Source organism: Pedococcus dokdonensis, from assembly GCF_900104525.1.
GTDB lineage: Bacteria > Actinomycetota > Actinomycetes > Actinomycetales > Dermatophilaceae > Pedococcus > Pedococcus dokdonensis.
On the sequence record NZ_LT629711.1, the window covers coordinates 968,246 to 989,013 of the forward strand.

Sequence of the window (20,768 nt, forward strand, 5' to 3'; positions counted from 1 at the left end):
ACAGTGCGGCCCGTGCTCACCGTCGCGTTCCCCGCCGCCGCCTTCGACACGAACTGCTACGTCCTGGCGCCCGCCGCGGGGGAGGAGTGCGTGATCGTCGATCCCGGCATCGGTGTCGAGGACACGCTGCGGGAAGTGCTCGCTCAGCACCGCCTCCGGCCGGCCGCGGTCCTGCTGACCCACGGCCACGTCGACCACGTCTACTCGGTGACTCCGGTCTGCGGCGCCGACACCGCGGCATACATCCACTCGGACGACCGCTACCGGCTCACCGACCTCCTGTCGGTGATCGACCCGGGCCTGCTCCACATGCTCGAGCAGCAGTTCGGTCAGCGCGCCACCTGGACCGAACCGAGCAACGTCGTCGAGGTGCACGACCGGGCCACGCTCGACCTGGCCGGGCTGGGCTTCGAGGTGCTGCACGCCCCCGGGCACACGGAGGGCTCGGTGATGTTCGCGCTGGACGCCGTGCCGGACGGGATCGCCGACCAGGTGGACGTCGACCGCACGGTGCTCAGCGGGGACGTGCTGTTCGCCGGCTCGATCGGGCGCACCGACCTCCCCGGCGGCGACCCGGCTGCGATGGACCGGTCGCTGCGCGAGGTGGTGCTGCCCCTGCCGGACACCACGCTCGTGCTGCCCGGGCACTACCAGGCCACGACGATGGACCGGGAGCGGTCCACCAACCCCTATCTGCAAGGCTTGTAGCGTGAAGATCACCCCGATCAGCGGCTTCCCCGAGTTCCTGCCCGCGCAGCGGATCGTCGAGCAGCACTTCCTCGACGTCATCCGCGAGACGTTCGAGCTGCACGGGTTCCCGTCGATCGAGACCCGCGCCGTCGAGCCTGTCGACCGGTTGCTGGGGAAGGGCGGCGACGCCGACAAGGAGATCTACGGCGTCACCCGCCTGGCTGACCGGTCCGAGCAGCGCCACGACTCGGATGCCGAGCTCGGGCTGCACTTCGACCTCACCGTGCCGTTCGCGCGCTACGTGCTCGAGCACGCCGGGCACCTGACCTTCCCGTTCCGGCGCCACCAGATCCAGAAGGTGTGGCGCGGCGAGCGTCCCCAGGAGGGTCGCTACCGCGAGTTCACCCAGGCCGACATCGACGTGGTCGACGTCGGCGAGCTGGCGCCACACTTCGAGGCCGAGATGCCGCTGGTGATCGCCGAGGTGTTCCGCAAGCTGCCGGTCGGCCAGATGGTCATCCAGGTCAACAACCGCAAGATCCCGGAGGGCTTCTACCTCGGGATCGGCATCGACGACGTCGCCGGCACGCTGCGCGTCGTCGACAAGCTCGACAAGATCGGACCGGCCAAGGTCAAGGACCAGCTCGTGGAAGCGGGCTGCACCCCCGAGCAGGCCGACCAGTGCCTGGCCCTGGCGGCGATCCGGTCCGAGGACCTGTCGTTCGTCGAGCAGGTGCGCGCGCTCGGGGTGGAGCACCCGACCCTCGACGAAGGCCTCGAGGCGCTGGCGGCGGTGGTCCGCGCCGGGCTCGACAACGCGCCTGGTGCGCTGGTTGCCGACCTCAAGATCGCCCGCGGGCTCGACTACTACACCGGCACCGTCTACGAGACCCAGCTCGTGGGGCACGAGTCGTGGGGCTCGTTCTGCTCCGGCGGGCGGTACGACTCGCTCGCCTCGGACGGCCGGACCACCTACCCCGGCGTCGGGATCTCGATCGGCGTCTCGCGCCTCCTCGGCCTGCTGATCGGGAAGGGGCTGCTCACCGCGAGCCGCTCCACGCCCGCATGCGTCCTGGTCGCCGTCAACGACGAGGAGAGCCGCGCCACCTCCACGCAGGTGGCCACCGAGCTGCGCGCCCGTGGCATCCCCTGCGAGGTGGCGCCCAAGCCCGCGAAGTTCGGCAAGCAGATCCGGTATGCCGAGCGGCGGGGGATCCCGTACGTCTGGTTCCCGGGGGCGGCCGGTGACGACGCCGCTGCGCCGGGTGGTGACCAGGTGAGGGACATCCGCTCCGGCGACCAGGTCGACGCCGACGCGACGTCGTGGGAGCCTCCGGAGCAGGACCTGCGACCGCAGGTCATCCGCGTCGAGAGCTGAGCCGCCCATGGACACCACCCGGCCCCTCACCGAGACCCGTGCGAGCGGTGTGCAGCTGCACATCACCTCCCTGCCGGGCGGGCGGCTGGGGCAGCCGGCGCGTGACTTCGTCGACTGGCTGGTCGAGGCCGGGCAGTCGGTGTGGCAGGTGCTGCCGGTCTCGATCCCCGACAAGCACCGGTCGCCCTACAAGTCGCCGTCGGCGTTCGCCGCGTCTCCTGCCCTGCTGGAGCACCCGGACGCGCCGGTGAGCGAGGAGGAGCTGGTCGCGTTCGCTGAGCGCGAGGCCTACTGGGTCGACTCCTGGACGTCGTTCGGGGGAGACCTGGCCGACCAGGTGCGGTTCGACCGGGAGTGGTCGGCGCTGCGGGCCTACGCGCACGAGCGAGGCATCCGCATCCTCGGCGACGTCCCCATCTACGTCGCGCCCGACGCCGCCGACGAGCGGGCCTGGCCGCAGTTCTTCCGCACTGACGCGGTGTCCGGCTGCCCGCCCGACGCGTACGCCGCGACCGGTCAGCTCTGGGGCAACCCGCTCTACCGCTGGGACGTGTTGCGGGACGACGGCTACCGCTGGTGGATCGAACGCCTCCGACGGACTTTCGCCTTGTTCGACCTGGTCCGCGTCGACCACTTCCGCGGCTTCGCGGCCTACTGGGCGATCCCGGCTGGCGACGACACGGCACTCAACGGCCGCTGGGAGCAGGGGCCGGGCCGCGAGGTCTTCGACGCCGCACTGGGCGCGCTCGGGCCGCTGCCGGTGCTGGCCGAGGACCTCGGCGACATCGACCAGCCGGTCATCGACCTGCGCAAGGCGCTCGGTTTCCCCGGCATGGCGGTGCTGCAGTTCGCCTTCGAGCCGGCCTACCAGTACAACGCCCACGACCCCCAGAACCACGAGCCCGACCAGGTCGTCTACACCGGCACCCACGACAACGACACGGTCTGCGGCTGGTGGTGGGACCTGCCCGACCACCGGCGCCAGCTCGCCCGCGAAGCCTGCCAGCGGGCGGGTGTTGCCACGGACGTCGATGCCGAGCCGTCCTGGGGCTTCATCGAGCTGGCCCTGCGTGGGCCGTGTGGCCTGGCGATGATGCAGGCCCAGGACGTGCTGGCACTGGGGTCGTCAGCCCGGATGAACGCGCCCGGTGTCGAGGGTGGCTGGTCCTGGCAGATGGAGCCGGACGCGCTGACCAGCGCGCACGCCGCTCGCCTCCGCGCCCTGACCGAGCAGTCAGGCCGCTTGCCCTGACCCACCCTGCACGAACCTTTGCTAGCAAAGGTTCCCGTGTGACGGACAGGTTGCAACCTGTCCGTCAACGAGTTTCCTTTGCTAGCAAAGGTTCGTGCAGCTGGGAGTCAGGCGGCGGCGACGTCAGCCGAGGCAGGGGGGCGCAGGCCGGTGTCCTTGAGCTCCAGCAGTGCCAGCGCCCGGATCGTCTCCTCGTCGCCACGTCGCCACGCGCCCGTCGGGTCCGCGGAGATGGCCGCCAGCTTGCGCATCGGCTGGCCTGCCATCGCCCGCAGGGCGAACAGGTCGAGGTCGGCGGCGTTGTCGATGAACCGCTGCGCCGCACTGGCCCGCCGGACGAACCGCCCACGCAGCACCAGCCACACCAGCCCGATGATCAGGATCGGCACCAGCGCGGTGACCCAACCGAGGATGTTCGCGAGCCGGGACACGGCATCGACGAGGTCGGTGCCGGCCTGCTCGATGGTCGTCCCGGCGCCGCTCACCTGGCGGAACGGCGCGGCCACCTGGCCACCCACCAGGGGGAGGTCACGCACGGAGTCGGCCGCACTCGTCATCTGCTCGCGGAACCCCGACCCGGCGCTCTGGAGCTGGCGGCCGGGGTCCGCGAGCTCCATCGTCGTGTCGTGGACCAGGCGCCCGACCCAGGCCCAGAGACAGACCCAGGCCACGATCCCCACGTCCGCGAGGATCTGGATGGTGCGGCGGCCCGGCAGGTCTGCATAGAGCTTCATGCCGCCTACACTCCCATCCGTGCCTCCCTCGAGCGCGGTCGAACGCGCGGCCCGCGGCTGGCTGAACCACCTCGACGTGGAGCGCGGTGTCGCCGCCAACACGCTCAAGTCCTACCGGCGCGACCTGGCCCGCTACGCGGCATACCTCGCCTCGCGCGGGGTCGACGACCCCACGGCGATCACCGAGGCGCACGTGACCGACTTCCTCGCCACCCTCCGGGAGGGGAGCGCGGACCACCCGCCGCTGGCGGCGTCGTCGGCCGGCCGCACGCTCGTCGCCGTGCGGGGGTTCCACCGGTTCCTGGCCCTGGAGGGAGACGTCGCGACGGACGCCGCCAGTGCGGTCAGCCCGCCGCGCCCGCCTGCCCGGCTCCCCAAGGCGATCAGTGTCGAGGACGTCGAGCGCCTGCTCCAGGCCGCCAGCGTGGGCGACACCCCGGCCGCCTTGAGGGACCGGGCCCTGCTCGAGGTGCTCTACGGCACCGGTGCGCGGATCTCCGAGGCCGTCGGTCTCGACATCGACGACATCGACACGCGGGAAGGGGTGGTCAGGCTGTTCGGCAAGGGCAGCAAGGAGCGCCTCGTCCCGCTCGGCTCGTATGCCGCGGACGCGCTCGGCGCCTACCTGGTCCGGGGTCGCCCCACCTTCGCCGCCAAGGGCAAGGGCACGCCCGCGGTGTTCCTCAACCAGCGCGGTGGCCGGTTGTCCCGCCAGTCGGCCTGGGCGGCGTTGCGCGCGGCCGCCGAGCGGGCCGACCTCGGCGGGCACCTGTCGCCCCACACGCTCCGGCACTCCTTCGCCACCCACCTGCTCGACGGGGGCGCCGACGTGCGCGTGGTGCAGGAGCTGCTCGGGCACGCCTCCGTCACCACGACGCAGATCTACACCCTCGTCACGGTGCAGCGACTCCGCGAGGTCTATGCCCAGAGCCATCCCCGTGCCCGCTGATAGGGTCGTGCCGATCAGCGCGAGGCTGACCGACGAACGCCAACTCACCGGGAGTGAAACGCCTGTGGAATCTGAGGTGACCACCCAGGAACCCGCCCCCGAGGCGACCCTCAGCGGCTCGGACCGCGACACCGGCCACCTTCCCGGCACCGAGGCTGCGGGGGCCGGTCAGATGGGCCCCACCGGCCGTCCGATGCCGGTCTTCCCCGATCCCGCGCCCCTGGCCGCGCACGGGCCGGCTCGCATCATCGCCATGTGCAACCAGAAGGGTGGCGTCGGCAAGACCACGACGACGATCAACCTCGGTGCCGCACTGGCCGAGGTCGGCCGCCGGGTGCTGCTCGTCGACTTCGACCCCCAGGGAGCCCTGTCGGTGGGCCTGGGAGTGCGTGCCAACGAGCTCGACGTGACCATCTACAACCTGCTGGTCGAACGCGGTCACGACGTGCGCGAGGTCATCCAGCAGACCGCCACGCCGAACCTCGATGTCATCCCCGCCAACATCGACCTCTCGGCGGCGGAGGTGCAGCTCGTCGGTGAGGTGGCCCGCGAGCAGATCCTCGCGCGGGTGCTGCGTCCGGTGATGGACGAGTACGACGTGATCATGATCGACTGCCAGCCCTCGCTCGGGCTGCTCACGGTGAACGCCCTCACCGCCGCCCACGGCGTGATCATCCCGTTGGAGTGCGAGTTCTTCGCGATGCGCGGGGTGGCCCTGCTCGTCGAGACCATCGACAAGATCACCGACCGGCTCAACCCGCGCCTGCAGGTCGACGGCATCCTGGCCACGATGTACGACTCGCGCACCTTGCACAGCAAGGAGGTCGTGCGCAGCGTCGTCGACCACTTCGGTGACCAGGTGTTCCACACGGTGATCAGCCGCACGGTGAAGTTCCCCGACGCCACCCTGGCGGCCGAGCCGATCACGACCTACGCGTCGACGCACGGCGCGGCCACGTCATACCGGCAACTCGCGCGAGAGCTGATCGCCCGTGGTGGGGCGGCCTGACGACGTGAGTCAGGAGGTCATCGACACGGCGCCGGGAGGCGCCGTGCAACCCACTGGCGCCCACGAGGACATCACCCCCGGCGGCGTCATCACCCGCCGTGGCGGCTCGACGCCGTTCGAGGTGCACCTCGACGTCTTCTCCGGCCCGTTCGACCTGCTGCTGGGGCTGATCAGCAAGCACAAGCTCGACATCACCGAGATCGCCCTGGCCAAGGTCACCGACGAGTTCATCTCCCACATCAAGGCGGCCCAGTCGGCCGACAGCGAGTGGGACCTCGGTCAGGCGTCGGAGTTCCTGCTCATCGCTGCGACCCTGCTCGACCTCAAGTCGGCCCGCCTCCTGCCGCAGACCGGGCCGCAGGACGAGGAGGACCTCGCGCTGATCGAGGCCCGCGACCTGCTCTTCGCGCGCCTGCTGCAGTACCGCGCCTTCAAGGACATCGCCTTCACCTTCGGTGAACGGATGGCCACCGCGGGCCGGATGACGCCGCGACAGGCGGGGCTGGAGCCGCAGTTCGCCAAGCTGCTGCCCGAGCTCGTCATGGGCATCACCCCCGAGCAGCTGGCGATGATCGCGGCGCGCGCCATGATCCCGAAGGTCGCGCCCAGCGTCGGCCTCGACCACCTGCACGCGCCCCAGGTCAGCGTGCGCGAGCAGGCCGGCCTGATCGGCGCCCGGCTGCGCTCGGAGCGGGTCTGCTCGTTCCGGGCGCTGGTGGCCGACGCCGACTCGACGCTGGTCATCGTGGCGCGCTTCTTGGCACTCCTCGAGCTGTTCCGCGAGGCCGCCATCGCCTTCGAGCAGGCCGAGGCGCTGGGGGAGCTCACGGTGCGCTGGACCGGCGCCGACGACGGCGAGATCGAGGTCAGCGACGAGTTCGACGAGTTCGACGAGGGCGAGGAGGGCGTGGTCGCGGACGCCGCCACCGGCGCCGCCCCCGGCGCCGACACCGCAGACGACCCGCCGGATGACACGCCTTATGACACCAGCGCCGACACCACCGACGAAGCCGATGACGACGAGGGACGAGACGACGATGAGTGACCTGGAAGCCCCCACCGAGGTGGCCGCGGAGCCCGCTGTCGAGGAGGTGGCCGACGAGCAGTTCGCCTTCGACGTCAACGACTTCCCGGGTGGTGCGCGCAGCGCCATCGAGGCGGTGCTGATGGTGGTCGACGAGCCGATCACCGAGATCGCGCTCGCCTCCGCCCTGGAGCTCCCCGTCGACGACGTGCGGGCGCACCTCACCGCGCTGGAGGAGGAGTATGCCGCGCAGCAGCGTGGCTTCACGCTCCGTTCCGTGGCCGGTGGCTGGCGGGTCTACAGCCGCTCCGACTACGCACCGGTGGTCGAGAAGTTCCTGCTCGACGGACAGCAGGCCAAGCTCACCCAGGCCTCGTTGGAGACGCTGGCGGTGATCGCCTACCGCCAGCCGATCTCGCGGTCGCGGGTCAGCGCGGTGCGCGGGGTCAACGTCGATGGCGTGGTGCGCACCCTCCTCAACCGGGGCCTGATCGAGGAGCTCGGCTCCGACGGCGACGGCGGGGCGTTCCTCTACGGCACCACCGACTACTTCCTCCAGCGCCTCGGCCTCGGCAGCCTCGAGGAGCTGCCCGCCCTGGCGCCCTACCTCCCCGAGGTCGACGTGCTCGACGAGATCGCAGAACAGGGACGCGGATGACACCCCCACGCAGCAGGGACAACTCAGGATCCGGCACCGGCGGAGGTGGCCGCGCTGGCGGTGGCCGCGCTGGCGGTGGCCGTGCCGGTGGTGGTCGCCCCGGAGGCCAGGCGGGTGGTGGCCGCCCCGGTGGTGGGCGCGCCGGTGGTGGCCGCCCCGGAGGCCAGGCGGGTGGTGGCCGCGCGGGAGGCGGTCGAGCCGGGGGCGGGCCCAGGCCGTCCGAGGGCGGCCGACCCGAGCGACCCCAGCGGGGCAGCTCGGGCACGACCAAGAAGAGCCAGCCGACCCGGGTGCCGCGCGAGCGCGACGTGCCCGTGGTCGACGTGCACGACCCGGATGGCGTCCGGCTTCAGAAGCTGCTGGCCGCTGCCGGCGTGGGCTCGCGCCGGGTCTGCGAGAACCTCATCGCCGCAGGCCGGGTCGAGGTCGACGGCCACGTGGTCACCGAGCTCGGCGTCCGGATCCGCCCCGAGCAGATCGTCCACGTCGACGGCGTGAAGGTCCAGCTCGACGAGACGCGGGTCTACTTCGCGTTCAACAAGCCGCTCAACGTCGTGACGACGATGAGTGACGAGCTGGGCCGGATCAACATCGGCGACTACGTGAAGGACCGCACCGACCGGCTGTTCCACGTCGGTCGCCTCGACGCCGACACCGAGGGCCTGCTGATCCTCACCAACGACGGTGAGCTCGCGCACCGGCTCCAGCACCCGCAGTACGGCGTGCTCAAGACCTACCTCGCCCAGATCCGTGGCCCTGTGCCGCGCGACATGGGCCGCATCCTGCGCGAGGGTGTCGAGCTCGAGGACGGACCGGCCTCGGTCGACTCGTTCCGCGTGGTCGACTCCCAGCCCGGCAAGGCGCTGGTCGAGGTGGTCCTCCACGAGGGGCGCAAGCACATCGTCCGTCGCCTGCTCGACGCGGTGGGCCACCCGGTGCTCAGCCTGGTGCGGGTGCAGGTCGGCCCGATCCACCTCGGCGACACCAAGCCCGGCAAGATGCGCAAGCTCACCAAGGAAGAGGTCGGCCGGCTCTACACCGCCGCTGGAATGTGAGCGCACGTCGGCCGGGCTGCTCGGTAGCCTTCGCGTCGTGAGCAGCACCGTCCGCATCGTCGGGACCGGCCTGATCGGCACCAGCCTGGGCATCGCCCTGTCCCGGGCCGGGTATGCCGTGGTGCTCGCCGACCCGTCGCCGACGGCGCAGTCGCTGGCGCGCGACCTGGGCGCCGGGACCGTCGCATCGGCTGACGACCCGGCACCGGACGTCGTCGTGGTGGCCGCACCGCCCGACGTGGCGGGCGCGGTGGTGGCCGACGAGCTCGCCGCGTGGCCACTGGCCATCGTCACCGACGTGGCCTCGGTGAAGGTCGCGGTCCTCGAGGACGTGCGGCGCCGGGGCGCCGACCTCAGCCGGTATGCCGGGTCGCACCCGATGGCGGGCCGGGAGCGGTCCGGGGCGGTGGCGGCTCGTGGTGACCTCTTCGACGGGCGGGCTTGGGTGGTCGTGCCGCACGAGCAGTCGTCGCCCGAGGCGGTCGCCGCGGTCACCGCGTTGGCGACGGCCGCTGGTGGCACCGTCTCGACGATGGACCCGGCCGAGCACGACGCCGCGGTCGCGGTCGTGTCACACGTGCCCCAGCTGGCGTCGTCCCTCGTCGCCGGACGCCTGCGCGAGCTGACCGACCCCGCGGTCGCGCTGTCCGGGCAGGGAATCCGCGACGTCACCCGGGTCGCGGCGAGCGACCCGCAGCTGTGGACCCAGATCCTCGCCGGCAACGCCGCGGCGGTCCGCGACGTACTCGGCCACGTGCACGCCGAGCTGGCCGAGGTGATCCGGGCGCTCGACGTCCTCGCTGACGGCGACGGCGTGGGGGCCCGCGAGGTGCTGGCACGGATCGTGGCCCAGGGCAACGCCGGGCACGCGCGGATCCCCGGCAAGCACGGCGCTGCGCCGACCGCATACAGCGTCGTCGTGGTGCTGGTCCCGGACCGGCCGGGTGAGCTGGCCCGGCTCCTGCACGACGTCGGCGAGGCCGGCGTCAACCTCGAGGACCTCCACCTCGAGCACGGTCTGGGGCAGCCGTTCGGGCTCGCCGAGGTGTCCGTGCTCCCGGCCGTCGCGGAACGGCTCGGCGAGGAGCTGACCGCCCGCGGCTGGCGACTGCACGGCTGACGAGCGGACGCCGTTACGCTTGCCTCCCATGGACAGCAAGCACCTGGTCGTGGCCGTCGACGGACCCTCCGGCTCCGGCAAGTCCAGCGTCTCGCGCGCGGCAGCCTCGGCGCTCGGCATCGGCTACCTCGACACGGGGGCGATGTACCGGGCCGTCACCTGGTGGTGCCTCGAGGAGGGCGTCGACCTCGACGACCGCGACGCCGTGGCGCAGGCCACCCGCGACATCCCGCTCCAGATGGGCACCGACCCCACCACGCCGAGCGTGCGGGTCAGCGGGCGCGAGATCGAGGACGACATCCGCACCACCCGGGTCAGTGAGGTCGTGTCGAAGGTCGCGACCAACACCCTCGTCCGCCCACTGCTCCAGCAGCTGCAGCGTGACCTGATCGACCGGATCGCGACCGAGACCGGGGGAGTGGTGGCCGAGGGCCGCGACATCACCACGGTCGTGGCACCCGACGCCGACGTGCGGGTGCTGCTGACCGCCAGCGTGGAGGCCCGGCTGCGGCGTCGGTCCAAGGAGCTGCACGGGCACGATGCCGACCATGCCGTCGAGGCGACCCGTGACCAGATCGTCCGGCGCGATGCCGACGACTCGACGGTGTCGGAGTTCACCCAGGCGGCCGAGGGTGTGCACCTGGTCGACACCTCCGACCTCGACTTCGAGCAGAGCATCGAGGCGTTGCTCGACGTGGTGCGGCGTGAGGCGCCGGCCAAGGCCTTGGTGTGACCGACGCCGTCACGGTCGGCGCCGCGCAGACGCCCGCGTGGCGGGCCAGGATCAACATGATCGTGGGCTGGCCGCTGTTCCACGCCCTCTACCGCGTGCACGTCGTCGGTCGACACCGGGTGCCCCGAACCGGCCCGGTGGTCTTCGTGGCGAACCACGTCGGCTTCCTCGACGGACCGATGCTCCCGGGACTGGCGCCGCGGCCGACCTCGGTCCTCGTCAAGCGCGAGATGTTCAAGGGGTTGCTGGGCTGGTTCCTCACCTGGATCGGCCACATCCCTGTCACGCGCAACTCCGGTGACCGTCAGGCACTCACCGCAGCTGTCGCGGTCCTGCACGCAGGGGGAGCCGTGGGCATCTTCCCTGAGGGCACTCGAGGGCGAGGCGACGTGGCCGCCGTGCAGCAGGGCGCCGCCTGGCTCGCCCAGCAAGGTGGTGCGCAGGTGGTGCCGGTGGCCTTCCTCGGGACCCGTGCGACGGGAGCCGCCAAGGGGTCGTTGCCGCGTCTTCGGACGCGCATGGTGGTGGAGTTCGGCAACCCCGTCGACCTCGCGACCGACCCGGCCGTGACCGCCGCGACCCATGGCCGGCAGCGGCTCGCTGCAGCGACCGACGTCGTGCGCCTGACGCTGTCGAACCACGTGCGGGAATCCCAGGAGCGGCACCGGGTGTTCCTCCCCGAGGACGACGGCTGGCAGGGGCGTGACCCGCAGGCCTGAGCCGCCCAGGCGCGCGCGTGTCCTGGGCGTCCCTGTCTTTTCCACCCGCAGATGTGCGCGACAATGGTGGGCGGCCCCGCGGCATACCCGTCCGCGCCCACCCCACGAACGACGCAAGGAAACCCCGTGAGCGAGAACCTGACCGACGACTCGACTGTCGAGCGCGCACTGCGCGTTGGGCTGGAGGAGTTCGACCTCAGTGAGGAGGACCGCTCCCTCATCGACGGCGAGTACGACGACGACGGCTACCTCGTCTCCGACGGACCGCTGCCCGTCGTCGCGGTGGTGGGTCGGCCCAACGTCGGGAAGTCGACCCTCGTCAACCGCATCCTCGGCCGCCGCGAGGCGGTCGTCGAGGACGTGCCCGGCGTCACCCGTGACCGGGTCGCCTACGACGCGGAGTGGACCGGTCGGCGCTTCACCCTCGTCGACACCGGCGGCTGGGAGATCGACGCGACCGGCATCCACCTGCGGGTCGCCGAGCAGGCCGAGGTGGCCGTCGACCTCGCCGACGTCGTGATGTTCGTCGTCGACGCGACGGTCGGCGCGACCGACGACGACGAGGCGGTCGTCAAGCTGCTGCGGCGCTCGGGCAAGCCGGTCGTCCTCGTCGCCAACAAGGTCGACGACCAGCGCAGTGAGGCCGATGCCGCCGCGCTCTGGAACCTCGGCCTGGGCCAGCCGTGGCCGGTCTCCGCGCTGCACGGCCGGGGCAGTGGAGACGTCCTCGACGCCGTCCTCGACGTGCTGCCGTCGGTGTCCGCGAACGGCGACGCCTACCAGCGCGGTGGCCCGCGCCGGGTCGCGCTCATCGGCCGCCCCAACGTGGGCAAGTCGTCCCTCCTCAACAAGCTCGCCGGCGAGGACCGCGTCGTCGTCGACAACGTCGCGGGCACCACCCGCGACCCGGTCGACGAGTTCATCGAGCTCGGCGGGAAGACCTGGCGGTTCGTGGACACGGCCGGCATCCGCCGTCGCGTCCACCAGACGCGCGGCGCCGACTTCTATGCGTCCTTGCGCACCCAGACCGCGCTGGAGAAGGCCGAGGTCGCCGTCGTCCTCATCGACGCCGAGCAGTCCATCGCCGAGCAGGACATCCGGGTCGTCCAGCAGGTCATCGACGCTGGCCGCGCCCTGGTCGTCGCCTACAACAAGTGGGACCTGCTCGACGAGGAGCGTCGCTACTACCTGGAGAAGGAGATCGAGCGCGAGCTCGTCCAGATCCCGTGGGCGCCCCGCGTGAACATCTCCGCCACGACCGGCCGCGCCGTCGAGAAGCTCGTGCCCGCGATCGAGCGGTCCCTGGAGTCCTGGGACTTCCGGGTGCCGACCGGTCGGCTCAACGCGTTCTTCGGCGAGATCGTCGCCGCGCACCCCCACCCGGTGCGCGGTGGCAAGCAGCCGCGGATCCTCTTCGCCACCCAGGCGTCGACTCGTCCGCCGCGGTTCGTGATCTTCGCCTCCGGCTTCATCGAGGCCGGTTACCGCCGGTTCCTCGAGCGTCGGCTGCGTGAGGAGTTCGGCTTCGAGGGCACCCCGATCGAGGTGTCCGTCCGGGTCCGCGAGAAGCGCAAGCGCAAGTAGCTCAGGCGGCCCGGCCGCACGGCATACCGATTTCAAGCGGGGGTATGCCGTGCGCTAGGGTTTCGTTCGCTCCTCACGGGGCAGCCACGGGCTGTGGCGCAGCTTGGTAGCGCACTTGACTGGGGGTCAAGGGGTCGCAGGTTCAAATCCTGTCAGCCCGACCAGCCGGGGCCTGACCTGTCAGCACAGGTCAGGCCCCGTTTTCATGCCGTCAGGGAGCGGCGCCGGTCGCGAGCCAGGCCGAGGCGGTCAGGGTGAACGGGCCGTCGGGCAGGCGCCGGGCGCACTCGGCCTTCAGCGCCGCCTGCCCTGCCTCGTCGAGGTCGGCGACGTAGGCGCCCGCCGGACCGACGCCGTAGGTGAACGGCTCCCACCAGTCGTCGACCCCGGTGAACGGCACCTCGACCGAGAGGACGCCTGGCGTGACGTCGACCAGCCCGGCTTCCTCGAACAGCTGCACCAGGTGGCCCTCGTGCGCGCCGGCCAGGCCGCGCTCACCCCCGGCCAGCGGGTCGAGCTCGTGGACGGCGTCCCAGAACAACGAGAGCGGTCCGCCACCTCCCGCGTGGTCCCAGACGCAGGCAGCGACCGTCCCACCTGGACGCGTGACGCGGCTCATCTCGCGCAGCCCCGCGACCGCGTCGCGCATGAAGTGCACGACCAGCTGGGCCAGCGCGGCGTCGAACGAGTCGTCCGCCCAGGGCAGGGACTCGGCAGCACCGGCCCGCGCATCGACGTCAGGCAGCCGCTCGTGGAGTGCCGCGACGAACGACTGCGAGGGGTCGATCGCCGCGACGTGGTCGGCGCCGACCACGGCGACGAGCACGGCGGTGAGTGCACCGGGCCCCGCGCCGACGTCGAGGACGCGCTGGCCAGCCGAGACCCCGGCGGCATCGGCGAACGCTGGCGCCAGCGGCTCGGAGAACCGCCCCATGAAGCTGCCGTATGCCGCGGCCGTCACCTCGAAGCCCACGACCCGACCGTACTCCCGCGCCGCCGGTGTCGTCAGTCGGTGACGACGTGCTCGGTCGCCCAGTCGACGAGCGGACGGACCGCCCGCCACGCGTCCCGGACGTGGCCGAGCGTTTCGGCCCTGCCCAGCCACGCGGGTGTGCCGAGGCGGTGGATCGCCATCATCTCCTTGCGCCGCAACAGGTCCAGCCGTGGGTGGTCGGCGTCGAACCCCTTGGGGCGGGTCTTCAGCGTGTCGCCCTCGAGCGAGAAGCCGTCGGCCTCCAGGTCGCGGGCCACCTGCTCCAACCGGGCACCCGACGCCGGTGCGTCGATCGCGGCCCGGAACCGCGCCGTCTCGGCGGGGGAGTGCGACCGGAAGCCGCCGCCCGCCGCAAGGCCTGCCCCGCTCACCTGGACGTAGTAGCCCACCCCTGTCCGCACACCCACGAACGCGCCCTGGTGGGTCTTGTACGGCGACTTGTCGTGGCTGAACCGGATGTCGCGGTTCGGGCGGAACAGCTTCGCCGGTCCGAACTCGTCCTCCAGCGCCTCGGCCAGCGCCACCATCGGCCCGCGGACGTCGCGCTCGCACTGCCCCTTGTGCGCGGCCCAGAACTCCTTGGTGTTGTCCTCCTCCAGGTCCTGGTAGAACGTCACGCCCCAGGGTGGGAAGCCAGCAAACGCACCACTGTCAGCCATGCGCCCAGCCAACCACGCGGCATACTCGGGCGCATGGAGTTCACCACCGAGGTGTTGCAGACGGGGAAGACCACCACCGGGCTCGTCGTGCCGGACGAGGTCGTCGCAGGTCTGGGCGGAGGCAAGCGGCCCAAGGTGACCGTCACCATCAACGGCAAGACCTACCGCAGCAGCATCGCCTCGATGGGCGGTCGCTCGATGGTCGGCGTGAGTGCCGAGAACCGCGCGCTGACCGGGGTCTCGGGTGGCGATGTGGTGACGGTCGAGGTCCAGCTCGACACCGCGCCTCGGGAGGTCGAGGTGCCCGAGGACTTCGCCGCCGCGCTCGAGGTGGTGCCGGAGGCGAAGGCGGTGTTCGCGCGCCAGTCCTACAGCCACCAGCGCGCCCACGTCGACGCCATCAACGGCGCCAAGGCACCCGAGACCCGTCGGCGGCGGGTCGACAAGGCCATCGAGATGCTCAAGGCCCAGTCCCAGGGCTAGGGCGGGACACGGCGGGCCCGCAATGTCCTAGAGGGCCGCCGCGATCCGGCCGATCGCCTCGCGGACGATGTCGGGTGAGGTCCCGAAGTTCAGCCGGGCGTGCCCCTTGCCGCCGCTGCCGAAGCCCGGACCAGGGTGCAGCGCCACTCGAGCGCGCTCGCGCAGGACGGCCGCCGGGTCGTCACCGAGGTCGAGGGCGCTGAAGTCGAGCCACGCGAGGAACGTCCCCTCCGGCACGCGGTAGCCGACGTCGGGCAGCTGCTCCGCCAGGAGCGACTCGAGGAGGCGCCGGTTGGCGTCCAGCCCGGTCAGGAGCGCGTCGAGCCAGACACCGCCCTCGAGGTAGGCCGCCCGGTGGGCGATCACCCCCAGGTGGCTCGCCCCGTGCGACACCTCCTCGGGGATCCGCGCGAGGTCGGCGACAGTGTCGGGGCCCGGCACCGCCATCGCAGCCTTGAGCCCCGCGAGGTTGAAGGCCTTGGACGCCGACATGAGGGCGATGGCCCGCGAGCCGGAAGGCAGTGACGCCACGGAGGTGAACGACGACGGTGCGTGCACCACCGGCGCGTGGATCTCGTCGGCCACCACCCGCACGCCGTTCTCCTCGGCCAGCTCGAGGGCCGCGGTGAGCTCCTCGCGGGTGTGCACGGCGCCCGTCGGGTTCTGCGGGTTGCAGAGCAGGTATGCCGCGCGGCGGCCATCGCGGGTCGCCTCCCTGAACGCCTCCTCCAGGGAGGCGAGGTCGAGCCGCCCGTCCGCACCGAGCGGCGCCTCCACCACCCGGTGGTCGAGGTGGCCGACGAACTGGAAGAACGGCGGGTAGACGGGGGAGTTGACCACGACCGCTGCGCCGGGGTCCGTGACGAGCTTGAGCACCTCGACGACACCGAGCATCACATCGGGCACGATCTCCATCGTGGCGGGGTCGGGCTCCCAGCCCCAGCGCGTGGCGGCGAACGACGCCAGGGCCTCTGCGTAGTCGGCGGCCCAGGGGTAGCCGGTGTCCCCACTGGTCATCGCCTGCGCCACAGCACGCTGGATCGGCTCCGCCGGGACGACGTCCATCTCGGCCACCCAGAGAGGGAGGACGTCCGGGTCGTACAGCCGCCACTTGACGCTGCGGCGCTCACGGAGCCGTTCCAGACCGGGACCGAGCAGCGGGTTGTCCATGCCTGCGAACTCTACGGCTGACCGGCCGTTAGGCTGCCAGCGTGCCAGCACCAGGAGACCGGGGGAGGGTCGGCGGCGAGCCTGCCGTGTCCGACCGTGTCCTGACGCTGCCCAACGTGCTGTCGGTGCTGCGGCTGGTCGGCGTCCCGATCTTCCTGTGGGCGATCCTGTCCGAGCACGACGTGCTCGCCCTGGTCACGCTGATGCTGTCCGGTGTCAGCGACTACCTCGACGGCAAGATCGCCCGCCGGTTCGGCATGGAGTCCAGGCTGGGCCAGCTGCTCGACCCGTTCGCGGACCGCCTCTACATCGCGACCACCCTGTTCGGGCTCGCGTGGCGCGACATCATCCCGTGGTGGCTCGTGGCGGCCCTCGTGGGACGTGAGGTGCTGCTCGCCGGCGTGCTGTGGTGGGTCAAGCGCTACGGCCAGACGGGGCTGCCCGTGCACTTCGTCGGCAAGGCCGCGACGTTCAACCTCCTCTACGCGTTCCCGCTGCTGCTGCTCGGCGAGGGCACCAGCACCTTCGCCGCCTGGGCGCTGCCGATCGGCTGGGCCTTCGCGTGGTGGGGGACCGTCCTCTACTGGGTCGCCGGGGTGATGTACATCGTGCAGGCCCGGCAGGTGGTGGCTGCGCACCCGGTGCCGGCGACATGAACACCCCGCCCACGTCCCACCGCGACACCGCGCCTCCGACCACCACGCCGGGACGCCGCCCCGACGAGTCGATGACCCTGCTCATCTCGATGATGGAACGACCGCTCGACCCCGGGTATGCCGCCGCAGCAGCCCAGCGCGAAGCCGCCGGGCTCCCGGCCAGCACCGGCACGAGGACGCCGACGGTCCTGGTGGCCGCGGTGGTCACCGGCCTGCTCCTGACGCTCGGCGCCCTCGCCCTGCGCACCCCGTCGACGTCGGCGATCCGGGCGAAGGCCAACCTGGTCAGCCAGATCGAGGGCCGGCGGGCCGAGGTCGACCGCCAGGAGGCGCAGCTGCGCACGGTGCAGGCCGACGTCGACCGACTCCAGGCGCAGGCACTCGGCCAGGACGAGTCCTCGCTGCAGACCCGGCTCACCACGCTCACCCTGGCGTCCGGCGCGGAGCCGGTGACCGGCCCCGGCATCGTCGTGGAGCTCGACAACGCGCCGGGCAGCGACGACACGAGCGCCGACGGCAACCCGCGGACCGATGCCGACAAGGACGAGGGCAAGGTCTTCTCGAAGGACCTCCAGGTCGTCGTCAACGGACTCTGGGAGGCCGGCGCCGAGGCGATCGCGGTGAACGGGCAGCGACTCACCTCGCGGTCCGCGATCCGGTTCGCCGGGGAAGCCATCCTGGTCAACTACCGCCCGCTCGCCCGCCCCTACCGGATCAGCGTCATCGGCGACCCCGACTCGCTGCAGGTGGAGTTCGCCGGCAACGACGGCGGGGCCTACGCGCGGGCACTGCACGACAACTACGACATCCGGGTGTCGATCGACGCGGCGAAGAGCCTGACCTTGCCGGCGGCCACCTCGCTCACCGTCCGGGACGCCACCGTGCCCAGGCCCGCCTCGAGCCCGCCCACCGCCACGACCGGCAAGTCCTCGCCGTCAACCCCGTCAACCCCGTCAACCCCGTCAACCTCGTCCACCTCGTCCACGTCGGAGAGCTCACCGTGATACCCCTCCTCGGCCTCATCGGCGGCGTGCTGGTCGGACTCCTCTGGGGTCCTGACGTGCCCGTCGCCCTGCAGCCCTACCTGCCCATCGCCGTCATCGCGGCGCTCGACGCCGTCTTCGGTGCGGTGCGGGCCGTGCTCGACGGGATCTTCAACGACAAGGTCTTCGTCGTGTCGTTCCTCGCGAACGTCGTGGTCGCCGCCTTCATCGTGTTCCTCGGCGACCAGCTGGGGGTCGGGTCGCAGCTGAGCACCGGCGTCGTGGTCGTCCTCGGGGTGCGGATCTTCTCCAACGTGGCCTCGATCCGCAGGCACCTGTTCAAGGCATGACGAGCACCGGACCAGAGCACGCCGGTCCCGAGGACACCTCGGGCTCGTGGAGCCGGCTACTGCGCATGGCCCGGCCGCGCGCGACCAGGGCCAACGCGTTCGCCGCGCTGCTGGCCATCGTGCTGGGCTTCGCGATCGCGACCCAGGTCCAGCAGACCAACCAGAGCGGCCTCGAGCAGCTCCGCGAGGACGAGCTGGTCCGGATCCTCGACGACGTCAGCCAGGAGCAGGACCGGTTGTCCAACGACCGGCGCGAGCTGGAGTCCAGTCGCGACCGGCTGGTGTCCGGTGTCGACTCCAGCGCCGAGGCGCTCAAGTCGGCCCAGGAGCGCCTCGACACCCTGGGCATCCTCACCGGCACCGTGCCGGCGACCGGTCCGGGCATCGTGATCAACATCAACGACCCCGACCACAAGGTCACCGCGGCCCGGCTGCTGGACGCCCTCCAGGAGCTGCGCGACGCCGGGGCGGAGGCCGTCCAGATCGGTGACGTCCGCGTCGTCTCCGACACGTGGTTCGCCGACGTGGACGGTGCGATCGAGATCGGTGGCGAGCGCGTGGAGCCGCCCTACGTCATCACGGCGATCGGCGACAGCGCGACGATGGCCTCGGCGATGGAGATCCCCGGAGGGGTCAGCGAGTCGGTCCGCGGTGACGGTGCGATACCGTCCGTCCGCCAGTCCGACAACCTTGCCGTCACCGCGTTGCACAGTCTGAGCGAGCCTCGTTACGCTCGGCCCGTCCCGGCACCGTCGCCCTGACGCCGGCACCACCCAGTCCCACGCAGTCCCCGGCAGTCCACCCTTTCGGTCAGCAAGTACGAGCCACCCAGGAGCATCATGAGCGAGCTGGAGTACCCCCAGGACCTGCGTTACACGGCCGAGCACGAGTGGGTGCGCTCGGGCGACGACGGCACGGTGCGGATCGGGATCACCTCGTTCGCGCAGGACTCGCTGGGCGACGTGGTCTACGTCAGCCTGCCGACCGTCGGCGACACCGTCTCCGCGGGCGACGCCTGCGGTGAGGTCGAGTCGACGAAGTCGGTCAGCGACCTCTACGCCCCCCTCGCGGGCGAGGTCACGGCCGTCAACGAAGCCCTCGACGCGACCCCCGAGCTGGTCAACACCGACCCCTACGGCGAGGGCTGGATGTACGAGCTGCGTCCCGCCGACGCGGCTGCCGTGGAGGCGCTGCTCGATCCGGCGGCATACCAGGCCCAGCTCGGCTGACCCCCGCAGCGCGTTCGCAGATTTCGCTGCGGACGGCACCGGCGCCCCCCTAGGTTTGTGCTTTGCTAGAGGGGCGGACAGAACGAACCACGAGGGAGTGCGGACCCATGAACGGCAGCGAGAACGACGAGCAGACGTCTCGGCCCCACGAGCCGACGACGATGCGGCTGCCCGGGATCAACGACCTCGAGCAGGTGGACACCAGCGCCGAGACCGAGGTCGCGCTCAGCAAGGCCGACCAGGCGACCGTCGACGCATTGCGCCCGGGCACGGCCCTGCTGGTCGTCCTGCGCGGGCCCAACACCGGCGCGCGGTTCCTGCTCGATGACGACGAGGTCAACTCCGGCCGGCACCCCGACAGCGACATCTTCCTCGACGACGTGACGGTGTCGCGCAAGCACGCGACCTTCCGGCGTGAGCAGGACACGTTCGTGGTGCGCGACGTGGGCTCGCTCAACGGCACCTACGTCAACCGCGAGCGGATCGACGAGGTCACCCTCCAGACCGGTGACGAGGTCCAGATCGGCAAGTTCCGCCTGGTGTTCTACGCCGGCAGGGCCTGAGCCACTTCAGGGTCCCGACCGCAGTGACCGACGACCAGTGAGCACCGGCACGACACCACAGTCGATGACGATCGGTGCGGTGCTCGCCGCGCTGCAGCCGGACTTCCCGGACGTCACGATCTCCAAGATCCGGTTCCTCGAGTCCGAGGGCCTGGTGACCCCGTCCCGCACCCGGTCCGGCTACCGCACCTACTCGGCCGCCGACCTCGACCGGCTCCGCTACGTCCTCACGGCCCAGCGCGACCACTTCTGGCCGCTCAAGGTGATCGCCGACGCCCTGGACGCGATGGACCGTGGGCTCACCCCGCAGCGCCTCGAGGCCGGTATGCCGCGCCCCTCGGTCCCAGCCCCGGTGGCCGACCCCGAGGCGCCCAGCGCGGCTGAGCTCACCACGCGCAGCACCCTGCGGCTCACCCGTGCGGAGCTGACCGAGTCCGCGGGCCTCGACCCCGAGACCGTCGACGCGCTGGAGACCTTCGGACTCCTGCACGCCGACGAGTCCGGGCACTTCGGCGACGCGGCCCTCACGGTCGCGCACACGGCTGCCCAGCTCGCGGCCTACGGGTTGGAGCCGCGGCACCTGCGGCCCTTCCGCACCGCGGCCGACCGCGAGATCGGGCTGGTCCAGCAGGTCGTCACGCCGCACCGGTCGGGCTCCGGACGCAGCGGCCGCTCCGGCGCCGCGGGCGATCCCACGGGTGACGTGCTGCGCCTCTGCATCGCCCTGCACACCGCCCTCGTGAGGGACGGGCTCCAGCGCGGCTGAACCGGGTTAA

Annotated in this window: 24 protein-coding genes and 1 tRNA gene; 21 read left to right on the top strand and 4 right to left on the bottom strand. The window is 71.6% G+C overall.

Annotated elements, in window-relative coordinates; translation table 11 throughout:
* Positions 1–12 precede the first annotated feature (12 nt).
* The 3 genes from BLQ34_RS04720 to BLQ34_RS04730 are packed head-to-tail and all read left to right on the top strand — an operon-like array spanning position 13 to position 3,320.
* Positions 13–708: an MBL fold metallo-hydrolase gene (locus BLQ34_RS04720; RefSeq protein WP_091782201.1), complete on the top strand. Its 696-nt coding sequence runs from the start codon at positions 13–15 to the stop codon at positions 706–708.
* Between the two features lies 1 nt (position 709).
* Entirely contained in the window at positions 710–2,068 is a 1,359-nt protein-coding gene (gene hisS, locus BLQ34_RS04725; protein WP_091782204.1) for a histidine--tRNA ligase, read from the top strand.
* A 7-nt stretch (positions 2,069–2,075) separates the two neighbouring features.
* Positions 2,076–3,320 carry a 4-alpha-glucanotransferase gene (locus tag BLQ34_RS04730; RefSeq protein WP_091782206.1) on the top strand — a complete coding sequence of 415 codons (1,245 nt, stop codon included), beginning with the start codon at positions 2,076–2,078 and terminating at the stop codon, positions 3,318–3,320.
* Positions 3,321–3,427: 107 nt separating this feature from the next.
* On the opposite strand, the gene BLQ34_RS04735 is transcribed toward BLQ34_RS04730, so the two are convergent.
* Positions 3,428–4,054 (bottom strand): hypothetical protein, encoded by a 627-nt coding sequence (locus BLQ34_RS04735; protein ID WP_091782209.1) that lies wholly within the window; start codon positions 4,052–4,054, stop codon positions 3,428–3,430.
* Here BLQ34_RS04735 and xerD point away from each other — a divergent pair.
* The 10 genes from xerD to BLQ34_RS04785 all read left to right on the top strand — a co-directional run bounded on the left by xerD (position 4,053) and on the right by BLQ34_RS04785 (position 13,069).
* Complete coding sequence (xerD, locus tag BLQ34_RS04740) at positions 4,053–5,003, top strand: site-specific tyrosine recombinase XerD (protein WP_091782212.1); 951 nt, start codon at positions 4,053–4,055, stop codon at positions 5,001–5,003. The genes BLQ34_RS04735 and xerD overlap by 2 nt on opposite strands.
* Before the next feature lie 172 nt (positions 5,004–5,175).
* Positions 5,176–6,012, top strand: a complete 837-nt coding sequence (locus BLQ34_RS04745; protein WP_091789289.1) for a ParA family protein — start codon at positions 5,176–5,178, stop codon at positions 6,010–6,012.
* Between the two features lie 4 nt (positions 6,013–6,016).
* Positions 6,017–7,057: a segregation and condensation protein A gene (locus tag BLQ34_RS04750; RefSeq protein ID WP_091789292.1), complete on the top strand. Its 1,041-nt coding sequence runs from the start codon at positions 6,017–6,019 to the stop codon at positions 7,055–7,057.
* The gene (gene scpB / locus BLQ34_RS04755; RefSeq protein ID WP_091782215.1) at positions 7,050–7,694 is read left to right on the top strand and encodes an SMC-Scp complex subunit ScpB; all 645 of its coding nucleotides are present in this window, start codon (positions 7,050–7,052) and stop codon (positions 7,692–7,694) included. The genes BLQ34_RS04750 and scpB overlap by 8 nt, the downstream gene beginning before the upstream one ends.
* On the top strand, positions 7,691–8,749 hold the full coding sequence (locus BLQ34_RS04760) for a pseudouridine synthase (RefSeq protein WP_091782218.1): 1,059 nt from the start codon (positions 7,691–7,693) through the stop codon (positions 8,747–8,749). Before scpB ends, BLQ34_RS04760 begins: the two co-directional genes overlap by 4 nt.
* 37 nt (positions 8,750–8,786) lie before the next feature.
* Positions 8,787–9,869 carry a prephenate dehydrogenase gene (locus BLQ34_RS04765; RefSeq protein ID WP_091782221.1) on the top strand — a complete coding sequence of 361 codons (1,083 nt, stop codon included), beginning with the start codon at positions 8,787–8,789 and terminating at the stop codon, positions 9,867–9,869.
* Positions 9,870–9,897: 28 nt separating this feature from the next.
* On the top strand, positions 9,898–10,602 hold the full coding sequence (gene cmk / locus BLQ34_RS04770; RefSeq protein ID WP_091782224.1) for a (d)CMP kinase: 705 nt from the start codon (positions 9,898–9,900) through the stop codon (positions 10,600–10,602).
* Positions 10,599–11,321 (top strand): lysophospholipid acyltransferase family protein, encoded by a 723-nt coding sequence (locus tag BLQ34_RS04775; protein WP_231961445.1) that lies wholly within the window; start codon positions 10,599–10,601, stop codon positions 11,319–11,321. The genes cmk and BLQ34_RS04775 overlap by 4 nt, the downstream gene beginning before the upstream one ends.
* A gap of 51 nt (positions 11,322–11,372) precedes the next feature.
* Positions 11,373–12,905: a ribosome biogenesis GTPase Der gene (der, locus tag BLQ34_RS04780; protein WP_407946388.1), complete on the top strand. Its 1,533-nt coding sequence runs from the start codon at positions 11,373–11,375 to the stop codon at positions 12,903–12,905.
* Positions 12,906–12,992: 87 nt separating this feature from the next.
* A tRNA-Pro gene (locus tag BLQ34_RS04785) sits at positions 12,993–13,069 on the top strand.
* Positions 13,070–13,116: 47 nt separating this feature from the next.
* Here the strand turns inward: BLQ34_RS04785 and BLQ34_RS04790 are convergent.
* Both BLQ34_RS04790 and BLQ34_RS04795 read right to left on the bottom strand, forming a co-directional pair.
* Positions 13,117–13,878, bottom strand: coding sequence for a class I SAM-dependent methyltransferase (locus tag BLQ34_RS04790; RefSeq protein ID WP_091782230.1), 762 nt, complete (start codon positions 13,876–13,878; stop codon positions 13,117–13,119).
* A gap of 32 nt (positions 13,879–13,910) precedes the next feature.
* Positions 13,911–14,558 carry a DUF2461 domain-containing protein gene (locus BLQ34_RS04795; RefSeq protein WP_091782233.1) on the bottom strand — a complete coding sequence of 216 codons (648 nt, stop codon included), beginning with the start codon at positions 14,556–14,558 and terminating at the stop codon, positions 13,911–13,913.
* A gap of 33 nt (positions 14,559–14,591) precedes the next feature.
* On the opposite strand from BLQ34_RS04795, the gene BLQ34_RS04800 reads away from it, so the two are divergent.
* On the top strand, positions 14,592–15,041 hold the full coding sequence (locus tag BLQ34_RS04800) for a YdeI/OmpD-associated family protein (protein ID WP_091782236.1): 450 nt from the start codon (positions 14,592–14,594) through the stop codon (positions 15,039–15,041).
* 27 nt (positions 15,042–15,068) lie between these two features.
* Here the strand turns inward: BLQ34_RS04800 and BLQ34_RS04805 are convergent, their stop codons facing one another.
* Positions 15,069–16,211, bottom strand: coding sequence for a MalY/PatB family protein (locus tag BLQ34_RS04805; RefSeq protein ID WP_091782239.1), 1,143 nt, complete (start codon positions 16,209–16,211; stop codon positions 15,069–15,071).
* Positions 16,212–16,252: 41 nt separating this feature from the next.
* Here BLQ34_RS04805 and BLQ34_RS04810 point away from each other — a divergent pair, with 41 nt between their 5' ends.
* The 7 genes from BLQ34_RS04810 (at position 16,253) to ftsR (ending at position 20,758) form a co-directional block, all read left to right on the top strand.
* Entirely contained in the window at positions 16,253–16,867 is a 615-nt protein-coding gene (locus BLQ34_RS04810) for a CDP-alcohol phosphatidyltransferase family protein (RefSeq protein WP_091782242.1), read from the top strand.
* Complete coding sequence (locus tag BLQ34_RS04815) at positions 16,864–17,871, top strand: DUF881 domain-containing protein (protein WP_091782245.1); 1,008 nt, start codon at positions 16,864–16,866, stop codon at positions 17,869–17,871. Before BLQ34_RS04810 ends, BLQ34_RS04815 begins: the two co-directional genes overlap by 4 nt.
* Positions 17,868–18,200: a small basic family protein gene (locus tag BLQ34_RS04820; protein ID WP_056920954.1), complete on the top strand. Its 333-nt coding sequence runs from the start codon at positions 17,868–17,870 to the stop codon at positions 18,198–18,200. Before BLQ34_RS04815 ends, BLQ34_RS04820 begins: the two co-directional genes overlap by 4 nt.
* The gene (locus BLQ34_RS04825) at positions 18,197–18,961 is read left to right on the top strand and encodes a DUF881 domain-containing protein (protein WP_091782249.1); all 765 of its coding nucleotides are present in this window, start codon (positions 18,197–18,199) and stop codon (positions 18,959–18,961) included. Before BLQ34_RS04820 ends, BLQ34_RS04825 begins: the two co-directional genes overlap by 4 nt.
* 78 nt (positions 18,962–19,039) lie before the next feature.
* A complete protein-coding gene (gene gcvH, locus BLQ34_RS04830) occupies positions 19,040–19,429 on the top strand; it encodes a glycine cleavage system protein GcvH (RefSeq protein ID WP_091782252.1) in 390 nt (129 codons plus the stop codon).
* 107 nt (positions 19,430–19,536) lie between these two features.
* The gene (locus BLQ34_RS04835) at positions 19,537–19,992 is read left to right on the top strand and encodes an FHA domain-containing protein (RefSeq protein ID WP_091782254.1); all 456 of its coding nucleotides are present in this window, start codon (positions 19,537–19,539) and stop codon (positions 19,990–19,992) included.
* Between the two features lie 37 nt (positions 19,993–20,029).
* The gene (gene ftsR / locus BLQ34_RS04840) at positions 20,030–20,758 is read left to right on the top strand and encodes a transcriptional regulator FtsR (RefSeq protein ID WP_231961446.1); all 729 of its coding nucleotides are present in this window, start codon (positions 20,030–20,032) and stop codon (positions 20,756–20,758) included.
* Positions 20,759–20,768: the final 10 nt, after the last annotated feature.

Bases quoted from the DNA above. Each gene is read 5' to 3' on its own strand.
- BLQ34_RS04730 (WP_091782206.1), top strand. From the start codon at position 2,076: ATGGACACCACCCGGCCCCTCACCGAGACCCGTGCGAGCGGTGTGCAG.
- xerD (WP_091782212.1), top strand. From the start codon at position 4,053: ATGCCGCCTACACTCCCATCCGTGCCTCCCTCGAGCGCGGTCGAACGC.
- BLQ34_RS04735 (WP_091782209.1), bottom strand. From the start codon at position 4,054: ATGAAGCTCTATGCAGACCTGCCGGGCCGCCGCACCATCCAGATCCTC.
- BLQ34_RS04745 (WP_091789289.1), top strand. From the start codon at position 5,176: ATGGGCCCCACCGGCCGTCCGATGCCGGTCTTCCCCGATCCCGCGCCC.
- scpB (WP_091782215.1), top strand. From the start codon at position 7,050: ATGAGTGACCTGGAAGCCCCCACCGAGGTGGCCGCGGAGCCCGCTGTC.
- BLQ34_RS04760 (WP_091782218.1), top strand. From the start codon at position 7,691: ATGACACCCCCACGCAGCAGGGACAACTCAGGATCCGGCACCGGCGGA.
- cmk (WP_091782224.1), top strand. From the start codon at position 9,898: ATGGACAGCAAGCACCTGGTCGTGGCCGTCGACGGACCCTCCGGCTCC.
- der (WP_407946388.1), top strand. From the start codon at position 11,373: ATGTGCGCGACAATGGTGGGCGGCCCCGCGGCATACCCGTCCGCGCCC.
- BLQ34_RS04795 (WP_091782233.1), bottom strand. From the start codon at position 14,558: ATGGCTGACAGTGGTGCGTTTGCTGGCTTCCCACCCTGGGGCGTGACG.
- BLQ34_RS04800 (WP_091782236.1), top strand. From the start codon at position 14,592: ATGGAGTTCACCACCGAGGTGTTGCAGACGGGGAAGACCACCACCGGG.
- BLQ34_RS04805 (WP_091782239.1), bottom strand. From the start codon at position 16,211: ATGGACAACCCGCTGCTCGGTCCCGGTCTGGAACGGCTCCGTGAGCGC.
- BLQ34_RS04815 (WP_091782245.1), top strand. From the start codon at position 16,864: ATGAACACCCCGCCCACGTCCCACCGCGACACCGCGCCTCCGACCACC.
- BLQ34_RS04825 (WP_091782249.1), top strand. From the start codon at position 18,197: ATGACGAGCACCGGACCAGAGCACGCCGGTCCCGAGGACACCTCGGGC.
- gcvH (WP_091782252.1), top strand. From the start codon at position 19,040: ATGAGCGAGCTGGAGTACCCCCAGGACCTGCGTTACACGGCCGAGCAC.
- BLQ34_RS04835 (WP_091782254.1), top strand. From the start codon at position 19,537: ATGAACGGCAGCGAGAACGACGAGCAGACGTCTCGGCCCCACGAGCCG.